Annotated in this window: 12 protein-coding genes; 5 read left to right on the top strand and 7 right to left on the bottom strand. The window is 69.2% G+C overall.

Translation table 11 applies throughout. From position 1 onward, the window contains the following. Positions 1–233 precede the first annotated feature (233 nt). Entirely contained in the window at positions 234–1,322 is a 1,089-nt protein-coding gene (gene ychF, locus ACNFOC_RS37735) for a redox-regulated ATPase YchF (RefSeq protein WP_033286607.1), read from the top strand. A 75-nt stretch (positions 1,323–1,397) separates the two neighbouring features. Here the strand turns inward: ychF and ACNFOC_RS37730 are convergent, their stop codons facing one another. Next, positions 1,398–2,132: an AfsR/SARP family transcriptional regulator gene (locus tag ACNFOC_RS37730; RefSeq protein WP_416963536.1), complete on the bottom strand. Its 735-nt coding sequence runs from the start codon at positions 2,130–2,132 to the stop codon at positions 1,398–1,400. A gap of 430 nt (positions 2,133–2,562) precedes the next feature. Between ACNFOC_RS37730 and ACNFOC_RS37725 the strand changes: the two genes are divergently transcribed. Genes ACNFOC_RS37725 through ACNFOC_RS37715 form a run of 3 tightly spaced genes read left to right on the top strand, consistent with a single transcriptional unit; the run spans position 2,563 to position 6,217 of the window. Next, positions 2,563–4,839: a glycoside hydrolase domain-containing protein gene (locus tag ACNFOC_RS37725; protein WP_416963535.1), complete on the top strand. Its 2,277-nt coding sequence runs from the start codon at positions 2,563–2,565 to the stop codon at positions 4,837–4,839. Positions 4,840–4,856: 17 nt separating this feature from the next. Next, positions 4,857–5,891 (top strand): hypothetical protein, encoded by a 1,035-nt coding sequence (locus tag ACNFOC_RS37720; RefSeq protein WP_416963534.1) that lies wholly within the window; start codon positions 4,857–4,859, stop codon positions 5,889–5,891. Then, positions 5,882–6,217 (top strand): hypothetical protein, encoded by a 336-nt coding sequence (locus ACNFOC_RS37715; RefSeq protein ID WP_416963533.1) that lies wholly within the window; start codon positions 5,882–5,884, stop codon positions 6,215–6,217. The genes ACNFOC_RS37720 and ACNFOC_RS37715 overlap by 10 nt, the downstream gene beginning before the upstream one ends. A 175-nt stretch (positions 6,218–6,392) precedes the next feature. Here ACNFOC_RS37715 and ACNFOC_RS37710 read toward each other — a convergent pair whose 3' ends face one another. The 5 genes from ACNFOC_RS37710 to ACNFOC_RS37690 form a co-directional block, all read right to left on the bottom strand. Next, the gene (locus ACNFOC_RS37710; protein WP_416963532.1) at positions 6,393–7,001 is read right to left on the bottom strand and encodes a nucleotide exchange factor GrpE; all 609 of its coding nucleotides are present in this window, start codon (positions 6,999–7,001) and stop codon (positions 6,393–6,395) included. Continuing rightward, entirely contained in the window at positions 6,998–8,155 is a 1,158-nt protein-coding gene (locus ACNFOC_RS37705) for a tetratricopeptide repeat protein (protein WP_416963531.1), read from the bottom strand. Before ACNFOC_RS37705 ends, ACNFOC_RS37710 begins: the two co-directional genes overlap by 4 nt. Positions 8,156–8,185: 30 nt before the next feature. Next, positions 8,186–9,793 carry an Hsp70 family protein gene (locus ACNFOC_RS37700; protein ID WP_416963530.1) on the bottom strand — a complete coding sequence of 536 codons (1,608 nt, stop codon included), beginning with the start codon at positions 9,791–9,793 and terminating at the stop codon, positions 8,186–8,188. A 228-nt stretch (positions 9,794–10,021) separates the two neighbouring features. Further along, positions 10,022–10,777 (bottom strand): SDR family oxidoreductase, encoded by a 756-nt coding sequence (locus ACNFOC_RS37695; RefSeq protein WP_416963529.1) that lies wholly within the window; start codon positions 10,775–10,777, stop codon positions 10,022–10,024. 45 nt (positions 10,778–10,822) lie between these two features. After that, positions 10,823–12,346 carry an FAD-dependent monooxygenase gene (locus ACNFOC_RS37690; protein WP_416963528.1) on the bottom strand — a complete coding sequence of 508 codons (1,524 nt, stop codon included), beginning with the start codon at positions 12,344–12,346 and terminating at the stop codon, positions 10,823–10,825. Between the two features lie 58 nt (positions 12,347–12,404). Between ACNFOC_RS37690 and ACNFOC_RS37685 the strand changes: the two genes are divergently transcribed. Further along, positions 12,405–13,016, top strand: a complete 612-nt coding sequence (locus tag ACNFOC_RS37685; protein ID WP_416963527.1) for a TetR/AcrR family transcriptional regulator C-terminal domain-containing protein — start codon at positions 12,405–12,407, stop codon at positions 13,014–13,016. A 63-nt stretch (positions 13,017–13,079) separates the two neighbouring features. On the opposite strand, the gene ACNFOC_RS37680 is transcribed toward ACNFOC_RS37685, so the two are convergent. Continuing rightward, a complete protein-coding gene (locus ACNFOC_RS37680) occupies positions 13,080–14,462 on the bottom strand; it encodes a M14 family zinc carboxypeptidase (protein WP_416963526.1) in 1,383 nt (460 codons plus the stop codon). Positions 14,463–14,729 lie beyond the last annotated feature (267 nt).

The raw sequence follows: 14,729 nt of genomic DNA, 5'->3' as shown, positions 1-14,729 counted from the left end.
GGGCTGTGGGGGTCGTGTCCTGTGTTGCTCCACCGGACCAACTTAGGTCGGTTTATGTGCCGAATAGGTCCTCAGACACGCCGATGGGCAGAGCTTGGCCACGTGTTCGACGCGGAGCCGGGAGGGCGCGGCCCACGCCGTAGACTGATGGATCGGCCCCGGGCCCCGGGCTCCACGGCCCCAGCCGGTCCCCTCCACTGCTCTCACGCCACTCACGTACGGGAAGTCGCAACGTGTCGCTCACGATCGGAATCGTCGGTCTGCCGAATGTCGGCAAGTCGACCCTGTTCAACGCCCTGACCAAGAACGACGTGCTGGCGGCCAACTACCCGTTCGCCACGATCGAGCCGAACGTCGGCGTGGTCGGCGTCCCCGACCCGCGCCTGACGAAACTGGCCGAGATCTTCTCCTCGCAGAAGATCCTCCCGGCGACGGTCGACTTCGTCGACATCGCGGGCATCGTGAAGGGCGCGTCGGAGGGCGAGGGCCTGGGCAACAAGTTCCTCGCGAACATCCGTGAGTCCGACGCGATCTGCCAGGTCATCCGCGCCTTCAAGGACGAGAACGTCGTCCACGTCGACGGCAAGGTCTCGCCCAAGGACGACATCGAGACGATCAACACCGAGCTGATCCTCGCCGACCTCCAGACCATCGAGAAGGTCCTGCCGCGCCTCCAGCGGGAGTCGCGCATCAAGAAGGACATCGGCCCGAAGGTCGCGGCGGTCGAGGCGGCGCAGGAGATCCTGGAGAAGGGCGACACGCTCTTCTCGCAGGGCATCGTCCAGGGCTCCGGCAACGAGGAACTCCTCCACGACCTGCACCTGCTGACGACCAAGCCCTTCCTCTACGTCTTCAACGTCGACGAGGACGAGCTGGTGGACGAGGACTTCAAGACCGAACAGCGCGCCCTGGTCGCCCCCGCCGAGGCGATCTTCCTCAACGCCAAGCTGGAGGCGGACCTCGCCGAGCTCGACGACGAGGAAGCGATGGAGCTCCTGGAGTCGGTCGGCGTCGAGGAGCCCGGCATGACGACCCTGGCCCGCGTCGGCTTCGACACCCTCGGCCTCCAGACCTACCTCACGGCAGGCCCCAAGGAATCCCGCGCCTGGACCATCAAGAAGGGCGCCACCGCCCCCGAGGCCGCCGGCGTCATCCACACCGACTTCCAGAAGGGCTTCATCAAGGCGGAGGTCATCTCCTTCGCCGACCTGGTGGAGACGGGATCGGTGGCGGAGGCCCGGGCCAAGGGGAAGGCCCGTATGGAGGGCAAGGATTATGTGATGCAGGACGGGGATGTCGTGGAGTTCCGGTTCAACGTGTGACATCAGATTTAATCGGCCAGCTAAGCGAGCGCACCATAGAAAAGGCCCTAACCGATTTGGTTAGGGCCTTTCTCGTTACTGGACTCCACCTCTTACCAAAATGACTCGGTAATCAACGGTCCTGCCGTTGTCCGAGAGCGCGTCGACCCTGGTCCTGGGAGTCGGACTCGCGCCGTTGAGGATCGCGTCCAGGGTTCGGCGGACCTCGAGGCTCGGGCCGACCGCGAGTCCCTCGCCGAGCCGGTGGACGAGACGCGCGTAGACCGCGTGGGCGTCATGGGTGCGCCCCTCGTCGTGCAGCGCCGACATCAGAAGGGCGACTCCGCGCTCTCGGAGCGGGTGTTCCCCGACGTGCCGGAATAGACGCGGGATCACTCCGCTGCCGTTGCCGGTCGCGATCGACAGGGCGAAGTACTCCTCGGCCGCGATCGCCCGCTGCTCCTCCAGAGCTGCCGCGTATGAGGCGAAGCTCGGCATGTCGAGCCCGTCGTAGACGCCGCCGCGCCACAGCGCCAGCGCGCGTTCGTACAGTCCGAGACTCGCCTCCGGCCGGTCGAGCGCCTTCGCCGACTCCGCCTCGGCGCAGAGCCGGGAGAACACGACGTGGTCGATCCGTTCGGCCTCGATGGCGAACACGTATCCGTCCCGAACCCGGTCGAGGGACACCTCTCCCGTGCACGAGGACGCGATCGCGCGGCGAATGGACCCGAGGCAGTTCATCACCTGCTCACGTGCCGTCCGCGGGGGACCGTCGTCCCACAGCGCGTCGATGAGCGTATTCGTGGAGATGAATGCGTTCGGTCGTGTCATCAGAGCGGAAAGAATGACCCACTCGCGCCTGCGGTTCACGCCGATACTGGACCGGAGAGGCTCGGCATGGGGCTGCCCGAGAATCCCGAAGTCGGGCATCGGTCGTCCTTTCGGCAGGGTAGCGGAGCCAAAAGGCGCGCCAAATGCCGATCACATCACGCGTCCGCGCCTTCGAAAGTATATGCGGCGCAGGATTCTCCTTTGCGCCCGAGGGTGACTCTTTGGGACTCTTTGGGAATTCCTTGACACCCGCCCACCGGCGATGGGGCCGCGATGGGACGGCGATGGGACGGGCTGTCATCTTCATGCGCATCGGCTCACCGGCATGGAGAAGGGCCACCCTATGGATCAGATGGTTCTCAAAGCACAGCAATGGGTTAATGCAACATACACAGGCGTATCTGGGTACAACCCGTGCACAGAGAATGGAATGACGGGCTGGGCGACGATCTACTGCCTCACCCGGGCCCTGCAGCACGAGCTCGGCATCACCGCCCTGTCCGACAGCTTCGGGCCGACGACATGGGCCGATCTGAACGCCTACGGCCCGGTCGGGCGGGACTCCGCCAACATCAACATGCGGACCATCGCGGAGGCCGCCCTCTACTGCAAGGGCTACAGCGGCGGCGACATCGACGGCGGCTTCAACGTGTCCACCGGCGCCGGCCTGACCGCGCTGGTGTCGGACATGGGCCTGCCGGGTCCGGAGGTGCCCGACTCCCAGCTCTACAACGTGGAGCCGAAGGTCTTCAAGGCACTGCTGACCATGGACGCGTACGTGCTGACGTCCGGCGGCTCCAGCATGATCCAGACCTGCCAGCGCTGGCTCAACGACGCCTACTACGGGAGGGGCCAGTTCTTCATCGGGCCGTGCGACGGCCACTTCTCCCGCAATGTCCAGCAGGCCCTGGTCCTGGCCATCCAGTACCAGATGGGCCTGACGGACAGCCAGGTCACAGGCTCGCTCGGCCCGACCACCGAAGGTGCGCTGAAGACGACCGCGTACGTTTCCAGCGGCTCGCAGGACTCCGGCGACGGCGGATGGGTCGGGTTGTTCCAGTGCGCGGTCGCGTTCAACAACTACGACAACCACTGGGGGGACGGCGGCGGGACGTTCACCTCCGAGCTGGCGGCCACGGTGACGGCTTTCCAGAAGTTCTGCTCGCTCGACGCCACCGGCGCCGCCGATTACGAGACCTGGATGTCGCTGCTGGTCTCGACCGGGGACCCGGACCGCGCAGGCACCGCGTTCGACTGCATGTATCCGCTGAACGCGACGACGATCCAGACGGTGAAGAGCAACGGGTACACGACGGTCGGCCGTTACCTCATAGGCGGCACGAGCAAGGTTCTGACCGACTCCGAGATCGCGCTCATCTTCGACAACGGCCTCTCCCTCTTCCCGATCTATCAGGACGAGGGAAACGCGCTCATCGACTTCAGTTACCCGCAAGGTGTCGCAGCCGGAAACGACGCGGCCGAAACAGCGATCTCGTTCGGTATCCCGTACGGCACCGTCATCTATTTCTCGGTCGATTTCGACGCGACGGACGACGACATCACCAGCGCGATCATTCCGCACTTCCAAGGTGTCAGCAACGGCATGGCCGCGATGGGCAGCCAGTACGCGATCGGTGTGTACGGATGCCGCAACACCTGTATCCGCCTCGCGGCCGAGGGCCTCACCACCAGAAGCTTCGTCAGCGGCATGTCCACCGGCTACAGCGGCAACCTCGGCTATCCGCTCCCCGACAACTGGGCCTTCGACCAGATCAAGGACTTCACGCTGGCCTCCGGCACCAGCGGCGCGGTGGAGATCGACAACGACATCGCCTCCGGCATGGACCCGGGCATCGACAGCGTGACCCGGCCGCGCGATCCCAACGACGCCTTCTACACGTACCTGATCTGGGTGGAGGCCAGGGCCGGCCAGTGGATCGACCAGGGGCACACCGGCCGGTCCGCGCAGGAACTGGTCGCGCAGTACCTCCGGGCCCGTACGTCGCAGTACGTGTTCACGGGTTCCGACGAGGTCTTCGGTGAACTGGACCAGGGCTTCATCGATTTCGTGAACACCTATCCCGACGAGCCGTACGCGGGCCCGCTGCGCGACCCCGGTCTGCTGTGGGACTCCGACGTCGACCACTTCGGCGCGTCCTGCGGCGCCGTCATCACCAGCGGGATCCCGGGTGACCTCACGTCGTCCAACATGACCGACTTCGGGAGCTGGGGCGGCGATCTCGTCAGCGTGCTGGCGCAGTTCTATCTGAGCGGGCTCTCCGACGACCAGGCGTACACCTACGCCGCGGAGCAGATCGGAGCCAAGGGCGACAGCACGTACTTCTCGCTCGACGACCTCCTCGCCGACATGGACGCCTATGTGCTGGGCTATCCCGTCAAGCAGGGTTCCGGTCAGCCGCTGTCGACGGGTTTCAAGGCCGGCTACGCGTCGCCCACCGCGGCCGCGGACCGGCGGGCGACGTTCTACTCGATCCGTTTCGGCAGCTCGCCCGCGACGGTGGCGGCCGCCGCCATGAGCGCCATGACCAGCGACGCCGCCGACCCGGAGATGGCCGGCATCCGGGACGCCTTCTGGATCAAGACGACGAAATCGGTGAGCTGCCCGACACCGGGGTCCATGTCCGACACGGCGCTGTCCGGTGTGGCGGACGCCTTCAAGGACGCCATCGTCCAGTACTGCGCATGACGAATCGAGGATGTGACATGTTCGACCCGAAGGTCAGCCGTCGGCAGGTCCTGGTACTCGGAGGTGTGACGCTGGGCGTCGCGGCGGTCACCGTCGCCGGTCTGGGCCCGGCGTGGGCCGACACCGCGGCCGCCGCCGGCGTGGAACTGGTCCCGGTCGGCGCGAGCCCGGTCGCCGTTCTACCGGGTGTCGGTGTCCAACCGGCCGCGTTCCCCAGACAGTTGGCCGTGCAGGTCAAGCACCCGGGCACGGATCTGCCGGCCGGGACCCAGGTGGCCATCAGCTACGACCCCCGGCTGTACTCACCGCTGCCCGAGGCCGTCGCCACCGTGGGCGACCGCCGGCTGCGCGCCACGAGCGCCGTCACCACCGACCCCAAGACCTCGGCCACCGCCTGCACGGTCACCTTGACCGAGGCACTGCCCGCTGGCAGCGACCCGGTGGTCGTCGTGGGGACCGCGTTCCCCGTGCTCTACCCGTACGACCTGGTCGCCGGGCCCGCCCATGCCACCGCGGCCGTGCACCACAAGAACGTGAGCCCGACCGACCGGCGGAGCCTCCAGCCCGGACGTCCGCACACCTTCGGCGGAGTCGCCACGCCGTGGGGTCTGGAGATCAGCGGTGTGTGGAACCGCTTCGAATGGGCGAACGGCGAGCGGTGGTACTACTACCCGGCGCGGATCACGCTGAGCAGCGTCGGACCGGGCGCCGCTCCCGTGGCCGCGTCCTTCTCCGTCGCGCTGGACCCGCAGGTCGTCTCCGACGTCAGGATCGTCAGCGCCCGGCTCAACGACAAGGCGTACGACGCGGGGGTACGGCTCGTCTCGGACACCCGGACCGCGTCGCTGTTCGAGACCCGCTGGACCACGCGCGTGAAGCTCAGGTCCGGCGACCGGCTCGACCTCGGCCTGGAGGTGAGCACTCGGAAGCCGACGGGTGACCTGCCGACCGTCAAGCACCCGACCGTAGGGTTGATCGACATGGGCAACCACATCACCCAGCGGCAGACCGGCCTCACGTCGATGTCGCGGAGAGATTCACAGTGGGCATAGTCCCCGGTTACGTGTTCATCCTGCCGGCGGTGATCGTCGTGGGATGGATCCTGTCGTGGTGGGGCGCCCGGTGGGTCCGGTGGGTCCTGCTGTCCGGCGCGGCCGTGGTCTCCGTGCTCTGTGTCGTCATCGGCTGGCTCGCGCTGGGGCCGCGGGCGGACCCGGGGACCGTCAACTGCTCGTCCAGCTGGGCGTGCACGGACCCGGGTTCGCTCTACGTGGTCGCGGCCGGGCTGCTGGGTTTCGGATGCTGTGTAGTGCTGGTGATCCTCGCGCTCATGGGCGAGGCGATTCTGGTCTGGAGGGGACGCCGGGTCTCCGACTGACGGTCCTGCGTTGGCCGTCGTCGGCTGGATCCTGTCGTGGGGAGCACGTGGATGCGGCGGATCCGGTGGACTCCGCTGTCCGCCGGGGCCTCATCTCCGTGCTCTCCCCGTCGGGCGCCCACGTGTCGCCGCCGCCGACCGGGCCGAGCGTGGACAGTGCTCGTCCAGTCGGTGCTCACCGCTCGGTGTAGACGCGGACCTGTTGCGGGCGCACGATGCGCGCGTCCATCCGGTAGCCGTGTCGGACCACTTCGGCGACCTCTCCGCTCTGTTCCGGGGAGAGTGCGGCGAGCGCCCCGACGGCCTCCTGTGTCTCGGGGTCGAACGGGCTGCGGGTGACGGGGATGCGGGTCATGCCGTACTTCTCCAGGAGGGCGAGCAGCTCCGCCGCGACGGAGCCGACGAAGGAGTCGTCCTGCGCGGCCTGCCGCTCGATGCGGTCGACGAGGAGTACGAGGTCGTAGAGCAGGGGCTGTACGACGCGGCCTTCGGCGGCCTGGTGTGCGTGGTCGAGCTCGGTGAGCAGTCCGTCGAGACTTCGGCGGACCTCCCGGTCGTTGAGCAGCCGGCGGCGGAACTGGTCGCCGAGGGCGGCCAGTTCGTCGCGCATGCCGTCGACCGCGTCGGCCACGACGGCGAACGGGTCGGGCCGCGCCGCCGGGTCGGGCCGCGCCGCCGGGCCGGGTGGCGGCTCGGCCGGCTCCGCGGGCTGGGGGAAGGGCGGTGCCTCTGGTTGGCGGACGGGCGGTGTCTCCGGCTGGGGTGCGTGCGGTGGAGTGGTCATGAGAAGCTCCTGGTCTGCGGCCGTAGGTGCGGGGGCAGGTCGTTGTACGCGTGCTGCCAGCGCGGTTTGACTCCCATCACGAGCGGCAGCAGGAAGAACCCGGCCACGGACAGCACGGCCAGCGTCGTCGACACCCACGCGAACATGAGACAGACGGCCATGATCACGGCCATGCTCTTGTGCCAGCGCCAGGTCTTGGCGGGTGCCATGTCCGCCTCCGCCCGGTAGCCGTTCAGGCGGGTGACGAGTCCGGGGTCCGAGATGCCCACGGCCAGCGCCTGGTCCACGCAGTGCGTGACCATCGAGACGCTGTTCTCCGAGGCGATGACGTACCGCTGTCTGACCGGGTGCCAGACCATGGCGCCCTCGGCGCGCAGCGACCAGATCCGGCCGATCTGGTCGCGGACGGCCGGGTTGCCGGACCGCTCCGCCAGAGCCTGCTCGTAGTTGCTCAGCGCCTCGTCGTAACGCTTTGCCTGGTAAAGGCTGTTGGCGGCGGTGACCCGCACCTCGGTGTCGTCGGGCGCGAGCCCGGCCGCCGCCAGATGCCAGTTGGCGGCGGTGGTGGTGTTGCCGAGTTTCTCGTGCACCTGGGCGATCAGGGTGTGGGTGAGCGCGTCGCGGGGGTGCAGCGCCAGGGCCCGCTGGAACTCCTGCAACGCGTCGTTCCACAGACCCTGGGAGGCGTGGACGGCACCGAGCAGGCGCCAGGCGTTGCCGTTGCCGTCGTCGTAGTGCACGGCCTGCCGCAGTTCGTACAGCGCGCCCTCGGTGTTGCCCTGGCCGATCAGCGTGCGGGCGTGTCCCACCCAGTCCCGGCCGCCCAGGGTGGGTTGCAGGTGCGGCTGGGTCCGCGTCTGCGGTCCGGGTGTCGGCTCGGGTGTCGGCTCCGGTGCGCGCGGGCGCTGCCGCGCCTGGTCCAGCCTGCGGTGGTAGGCGTGGCGCCGGGCGGGGTCGAGCAGTTCCTCCCGCGCCCGGTAGATCAGCTTCACCTTGTCCTCGGCCTCCCGTCGCCTGGTGTCGTCGGGGGCCCGGCTCGCCCGGCCCGACCAGGTGCGGGAGGCCTGGTCGAGCTGTTTGCGGACCTTGTCCTCAGTCGCGGACCGTTCGATCTCGAACTCCGCGTAGTAGTCAGGAATGTCGTCGGTCGTCATCGCTGCCGGCTCCCGCTGGAGGGTCGGGACCTAGAGGGTCGGTATGCGGGCGACGCGGTCACCGAGCTCGGCCAGCTCGGCGGGGCTCAGGTTGTCGGGGCGTTCGAGCTCGAACTCGCCGAGCCACTTGCCCGTCGTGACGTCCTTCACCTCGACGTGGATGACGCCGTCGACGTCGTAGGAGTACGACACCTCGAACGGCGCGCCCATCGGGTACCGCGGGATGTCGATGGTGCCCTCGCCGGCCGTCTTCACATACGCCAGATCCTCGTCGTCCCCCTCCGTCACCTGGACCTTGAGCCGGCTCTGCTGGTCGACGAGGGTGTGGAAGGTGTCGCTCTTCTTCGCCGGCACGGGCGTGTTGTGCGGGATGATCACCGCGTTGTACTCGAGGTCGTGGTTGTCGTCGCGGACCGCGATCATGCCGAGCGACTGCGAGGTGACGTCCTTGATGGACTTCACCTTCCCCTTGGTGAGGCGGGCCAGGCCGTCGCCGGGGGCGGAGTCGACGGTCGCCCCGCTGCCGACGTACTTCCGCTTCTGCTGCGCCTCCTCGGCACGCACCGCGGCGTCCAGCCCGATCAGCGCGGCGCCGAGCGCGACCACCTCGTCCTGGGCGATGCCGCGTTCCGGCTCTCTTCCGGCGAGCCGCTGGATCAGCTCCTGCACCATGGGCATCCGCGTGGAGCCGCCGACCAGCAGCAGCCGGTCGATGTCGGCCCAGCCGAGCCCGGCGTCCTCCAGCACGCCCTCGGTGATGACGCGGGTGCGGTCGAGGAGATCGGCGGTGATCTCCTCGAACTTCTCGCGGGTCACCCGGATCTGCTCGTGGCGGCCACCCGCGGAGAGCACGACGACGGACTGCGGGGCGTTGGAGAGCGTCCGCTTGGCGATCTCCGCCTTGTCGCGCAACTCGGCCTGCAAACCGCTGTCGTCGTTGAGGTCCGGACCGCCCGCGGCCATGAACGCGCCGTTGAGGTGGTTCATCAGCGCGCCGTCCCAGTCGAAGCCGCCGAGGTTGCGGTCCCCGTCGGTGGCGATCACCGTGTAGTCGCCGTCCTCGACCCGCATGACGGTGATGTCGAAGGTGCCGCCGCCCAGGTCGTAGACGAGCACGGTGCCGATCTCCGCGGCACCCTCGCCGTCCCCGGAGGCCTGGTCGAGGCCGTAGGCGAGCGCGGCGGCGGTGGGTTCGTTGACGATGCGCAGCACGTCGAGGCCGGCGAGCCGCCCGGCGTCCTGCGTCGCCTTGCGCCGGACGTCGTCGAAGTACGCGGGTACGGTGATGACCGCCTGCTCGACGGGCTCGCCGAGCATCATCTCGGCGTCCTCCTTGAGGCGTTTGAGCAGCAGGGCGGAGATCTCCTCGGGGCGGTACGGCGTACCGGACTCCGAGTGGTAGACGGGGTTGGTCTCCCCCATGTAGCGCTTGACGAACTGCACCACGTGGTCGGGAGCCGTGGCCGCGGACCGCTTCGCCTGGGAGCCGACGACGACGGTGTCGCCCTGGAACATCACCACGGACGGGGTGATGTTCTCGCCTTCCCGGTTGCGGACGATGGACGGCCTTCCCGAACGGTCCGCCACCGCCACCGCGCAGTACGTGGTCCCGAGGTCGATGCCTACGACACGCGTCACCGCTCATTCCCCCTTATGTGAGCAGAACTGCCGACAATCCCAATTGTGCCCATTCCGGGGTCCGTTGGCTGCTTTTCGGCGAGAACCGTTTGACGGTTTTCGGCCGGTACGGGTTTCGGTCGTGCCGTGCCCCGGCTTCGGCTCCGGGCGTACTCCCTCCCGGGCGGGCGCACGCCAAGGGGCGCGGGGAACCGGTCAAGCGCCCCCGCGCCCCGTGCCTGCACGCCGTCAGAAGCCGCGCCGGGCCCCGCCGTCCACCGACACCATCACTCCGGTGACGTACGACGCCGCCGGTGACAGCACGAACGCGCCCGCCCGCCCGAACTCCTCCGGCGTCCCGTACCGCCGCAGCGGAATCGCCGACTCGTTGGCGGTCCGCCGGGCGTCGGGGTCGGGGGAGAGGCCGTCCAGTTCGCGCATCCGGGCCGTGGCGATGCGGCCCGGGAGGAGGCCCACGACGCGGATTCCGCGGGGGCCCAGTTCGTCGGCCAGGGACTTGGCGAAGCCGGCCAGGCCGGGGCGCAGGCCGTTGGAGATGGCCATGCCCGGGGCCGGTTCGTGGGTCGTGCCGGAGAGGACGAAGCCGATGGTGCCGCCGGGCCGCAACTCCGCCGCCGCCGCTCGGGCCAGCCGTACCGCGCCCAGGAACACCGACTCGAACGCCGCCTGCCACTGTTCGTCGGTGGTGGCCGCCACGTCGCCCGCGGGCGGGCCGCCGACGCTGACGAGGATGCCGTCGAAGCCGCCGAACAACTCCCTTGCGGTGGCGATCAGTTGGCGTGGTGCCCGGGGGTCGGAGTTGTCGACGGCGACTCCGGCCGCGTTCGGGCCCAGCTCGGCCGCCGCCTCGGCGGCGCGCTTCTCGTCGCGGCCGGTGACGACCACCTTGGCGCCGTCGGCGACCAGTTCGCGGGCGACGGCGTAGCCCAGTCCGCGCGTGCCGCCGGTGAGGACGTACACCCTGTCCTTCAGTCCGAGATCCATGAGTACGGTCCTTCCTTCAGTCCGAGATCCATGATCCGGTCCTTCCTAGAGGCCGAGGGCCGTGGTGACGACCGCGTCCACCCGCGCTGCCAGCTTCGTGTCGTCCTCCTCCGTCCAGGCCCACGTGACGTGTCCGTCGGGGCGGACCAGGGCGGCGCGTACGTCCGACCACGCGGGCCGCGTGTGGTCCGGTGCCCCGGCGTGCACGGTGATCCGCTGCCGGGCGCGGTCGGCGAGCGCGCCGTCGGGCGTGAAGTCGAGCAGGACGTACGAGTCCGCCCGCAGCGCGCCGAACAGGGTGCCGTCCGTGTCGACGAGGGGGAGGTCGGGGGCGCGGGTGCCGGTCACCGGGTGGGCCGCGGGGTCGGTGCTCGGGTAGGCGACGTCGAGGGCGGTCAGGCGGCCGGCCAGTACGTCGCTGAACTCCCGCGACTCGGGGATCATCCGGCTCAGCAGGTCGCGCAGGGCCAGGCCCTCGGGTGCGAAGGCCTGGAACAGGTAGGTCTGCGCACGGCTGTGCTCCATCAGCTGTTCGCCGACCGGGTGGCGGTCGGTGTGGTAGCTGTCCAGCAGGCCGTCCGAGGCCCAGCCGTCGATCGTCGCGGCCAGCTTCCAGCCGAGGTTGAAGGAGTCCTGGAAACCGACGTTCATGCCGACGCCGCCGGTGGGGAAGTGCTGGTGGGCGGCGTCGCCCGCGAGGACGACGCGGCCACGCCGGTAGTGGGTGGCCAGGCGGGTGGCGTTGCCGTAGCGGGAGAGCCAGGACGGGTCGCGCATGCCGAAGTCGTCACCGGCGATGTCGACGACCTTCCGCCGCAGTTCGTCCATCGTGAAGTCGCCGGGCCACTCGGTGGTCTCGCTGTCGGGGCTGGTGCCGGCGATGCGCCACCGGTCGTCGGGCAGCGGTACGACCATCAGGCCGCCGCGCTCGTTGAAGCGGTTGAAGCCGGGCGCGGGCGGGTTGTCGAACTGGACGTCGCCGAGCCAGCCGAGGTAGCGGGAGTCCGTGCCGGGGAAGCCGATGCCGGCCGCCTCGCGCACGGTGCTCCGGGTGCCGTCGCAGCCCGCGATGTACTCCGCCTCGATCTCGTACGGCCCCTCCGGCCCCTCGACCTGGACGGTCACCGAGTCCGCGTCCTCGGTGAAGCCCGTGACGCGGTGCCCGCGCCGGATGGTGGCGCCGAGGCCGAGGGCGTACTCCTCGAAGAGCGCCTCGGTGCGGGCCTGGGGGATGAAGAGGGTGTACGGGAACGGGGTGTCCAGGACGGAGAAGTCGAGCCGGTTGGACAGGTTGGCGAAGTGGCCCGTGGAGATCTTCAGGCTCTCGTCGAGGAAGCGCTGGTGGATACCGCGGGAGGCCAGCACCTCGACGCCGCGCGGGTGCACGGTGAGCGCCTTGGAGCGGTCGTCGATCTCGGTGCGGATCTCCAGGACGGTGACGGAGATGTCGTTCAGCCGGAGTTCGGCGGCCAGCCAGAGGCCGACGGGGCCGCCTCCGGCGATGACGACCTGCGCTGTTTCCGTCCGCTGTGCTGCCACCCGCTCTGCCGCCGCTCGCTGTGCTGCCATGAGATCACCCATTTCTTGGTCGCTGACCTAGAGTCTTCGGGTGCAGTAAACTAGGTCAGTGACCAACAAGCAACAGAGCGACCGACTGGATCCGGCCGCGGTGATCCGCGCGGGGCTGGACCTCCTGGACGAGAAGGGCCTGGACGCGGTGTCCACGCGCGCGGTCGCCGACCGGCTCGGCGTGCGGATCAACACCGTGCAGTGGCATGTGAAGACCAAGGCCCGGATGCTGGAGCTGATGGCGGACGCCGTACTTGGCGAGATCCCGCTCACCGACCTGCCGGAAGTCCCCGCCGAACGGGCCCGCGAACTGGCCCGCCGGTTCCGCCGCGCCCTGCTGTCCCATCGCGACGGCGCGGCACTCGTGGTCGGCACCTACGCCGCCGAGCCCATGACCCTGGCCTACGCGGAGAGCCTGGTCGAGGCGCTGCTCGCGTGCGGCCTGGGTGATCGCGAGGCCGCGTGGACCTCGTGGGCCGTCGTCTACTTCGCGCTGGGGCTCACGCAGGAGGAACAGGCCGTGGATCACCGGCCGTTGGGCGACATCCTGGCGCGGGCGATCTCCGAGACGACCCATCCCGCGCTCCACCGCGTGGCGGGACATCTCGCGCCGGCGTCGTTCGAGGAGCGGTTCGAGTTCGGGGTGGCCGCGCTGCTCGCCCGGCGGTGAGGAGCGCGGCGCCGAGCCCGGTCATCCTGGGTCTGTCGGGGTCCGTCGGGGTCCGTCACGTGTTCAGCGGAGCGACTTCAACGCGCTCTCGGCGCCGGCCAGGACGGTACGTGCCTGGTGTTCCACCTGGTGGTGGACCGGTACCCAGCGCACCCGCAGGGCCTCTTCGGCGTCCGCGCACCACGCGGTGAAGAGTTCGTCCAACTCCCGGTACAGCGCCGGGGCGGCCTTGTCGTCGGATGCCTGGAGGAGTCGTAGCAGAAGGCCCGCCGCGCGGATCGGCTGGCGGCGGGCGACGATGTTCAGGGCCGAGATCTGGGCCGTCGTCGGTCGCCGTGGGTCGTCGTCGGCCGACGCGGCGGCGGCCTGGCGGGCGAGTGGTTCCCAGGAGTCGGCGACCATGTCGTAGAGGCCGTCGGCCATCCACTCCAGCACGCGTCTGAGCGGGTCGTGCCCGGGCGGTGGCAGGAAGGCGCGTGCCTTTTCGAGTACGGCGGTCACCCGGCGGCCACCGTCCAGGACCAGGCCGGCCAGGTCGCGCAGGGCGTGTCCGGCATCCGGGTACGGGGACAGATCCTCGGCCAAGTCGCTTGCCCACATGGGGACTTCGACGATCGCGGTGACTCCGCCGTACCGCAGGGGTGCGCACCAGGTGGACGCCCCGATGTTCTCCGAACCGGCCGCCAGGCGTGCGGTGCCGTCCGGCGGGGGCAGGACGTAGACCGCGGGGCCGGGGTTGTCCCAGTACAGGGCGTCGTACGTGCCGTGCTGGAGGGGGATGCCGAGTTCCGCGGCGGACGCGCGGAAGGGCGCGGCCAGTTCGGGGAGGTCGTGGGTCAACTGGACCCAGCTGCCGCCGATGTCGGTGCTGTGCAGGGAGCACTGGAGAAACGGGCGCAGGTCGTCGATCACCTCGAACAGCGCCCGGCTCTCCGGGAGTTGGCACGCGACGATCGGTGCCCATTCCGGTTGCTCGGCGGCGACCGGGCGGTAGGTGGTGCGGTAGTAGCCGCGCAGAGTGGGGTCGGCCGTGGGTGGTGCGGGCGTGGCCGTGGTCGGCGCTCCCTCTGTTCCGGCTGTTCCGGCCTCGCTCACGGCCGCGCCGTCCGGGTCGAGGCACAGGACGATGTCCCAGGTGACGATGGCGGGGTCGGTCGCCGCGAACAGCCGGTCTCCGCGCGCCACTTGCTCCGCCAGTACGAGCGCGGTCGCGCCGCCGACCGGCTCGTCGGGGTGGGGTCCGGCGACCACGAGGACGTGACGCGATCCGTGCCCTACGGACAGCATCAGGATCGGGCGGCCCGCGCGGGATCTTCCGATCCGGCGCAGTCGGCAGGATTCGGGATATCTGGACACCAACTGCCGGGCGGACCCGGTGACTTCGGCGGCCGTGGGATAGCGATCCGCATGATCGGGGAATTCTTCGAAACATTCGGGCGAAAACATTCGATGGCCGGATCTTGATTGTCGACGATTCATGGGCGACCTCCTGACGTGAATCGTTCAATTGCGCTTGTGAGCTGGGGAATTGGGCGCTTCGTCAGGCGTCGGCGAGCGGCGAATATTTCGTACTCGAAACCGAAACTATTGACAGTTGACAGGGGCAGACCAACACTGACGCCGTCGTGACCGTGATGTGAGAGGACGAGGAGGAAGCACCCGCATGAACAACGCACCCGCACTCGCACCCGCACTGCCACCCCCACCCCGGGC

Origin of the sequence: Streptomyces colwelliae (assembly GCF_048158785.1) — a bacterium.
GTDB lineage: Bacteria > Actinomycetota > Actinomycetes > Streptomycetales > Streptomycetaceae > Streptomyces.
Note: the sequence above shows the minus strand (reverse complement) of the source record. Positions and strands in the feature narration are given on the sequence as shown.

Bases quoted from the DNA above. Each gene is read 5' to 3' on its own strand.
- ACNFOC_RS37695 (WP_416963529.1), bottom strand. From the start codon at position 10,777: ATGGATCTCGGACTGAAGGACAGGGTGTACGTCCTCACCGGCGGCACG.
- ACNFOC_RS37725 (WP_416963535.1), top strand. From the start codon at position 2,563: ATGACGGGCTGGGCGACGATCTACTGCCTCACCCGGGCCCTGCAGCAC.
- ACNFOC_RS37690 (WP_416963528.1), bottom strand. From the start codon at position 12,346: ATGGCAGCACAGCGAGCGGCGGCAGAGCGGGTGGCAGCACAGCGGACG.
- ACNFOC_RS37680 (WP_416963526.1), bottom strand. From the start codon at position 14,462: ATGTTTTCGCCCGAATGTTTCGAAGAATTCCCCGATCATGCGGATCGC.
- ACNFOC_RS37720 (WP_416963534.1), top strand. From the start codon at position 4,857: ATGTTCGACCCGAAGGTCAGCCGTCGGCAGGTCCTGGTACTCGGAGGT.
- ACNFOC_RS37710 (WP_416963532.1), bottom strand. From the start codon at position 7,001: ATGACCACTCCACCGCACGCACCCCAGCCGGAGACACCGCCCGTCCGC.
- ACNFOC_RS37730 (WP_416963536.1), bottom strand. From the start codon at position 2,132: ATGACACGACCGAACGCATTCATCTCCACGAATACGCTCATCGACGCG.
- ACNFOC_RS37705 (WP_416963531.1), bottom strand. From the start codon at position 8,155: ATGACGACCGACGACATTCCTGACTACTACGCGGAGTTCGAGATCGAA.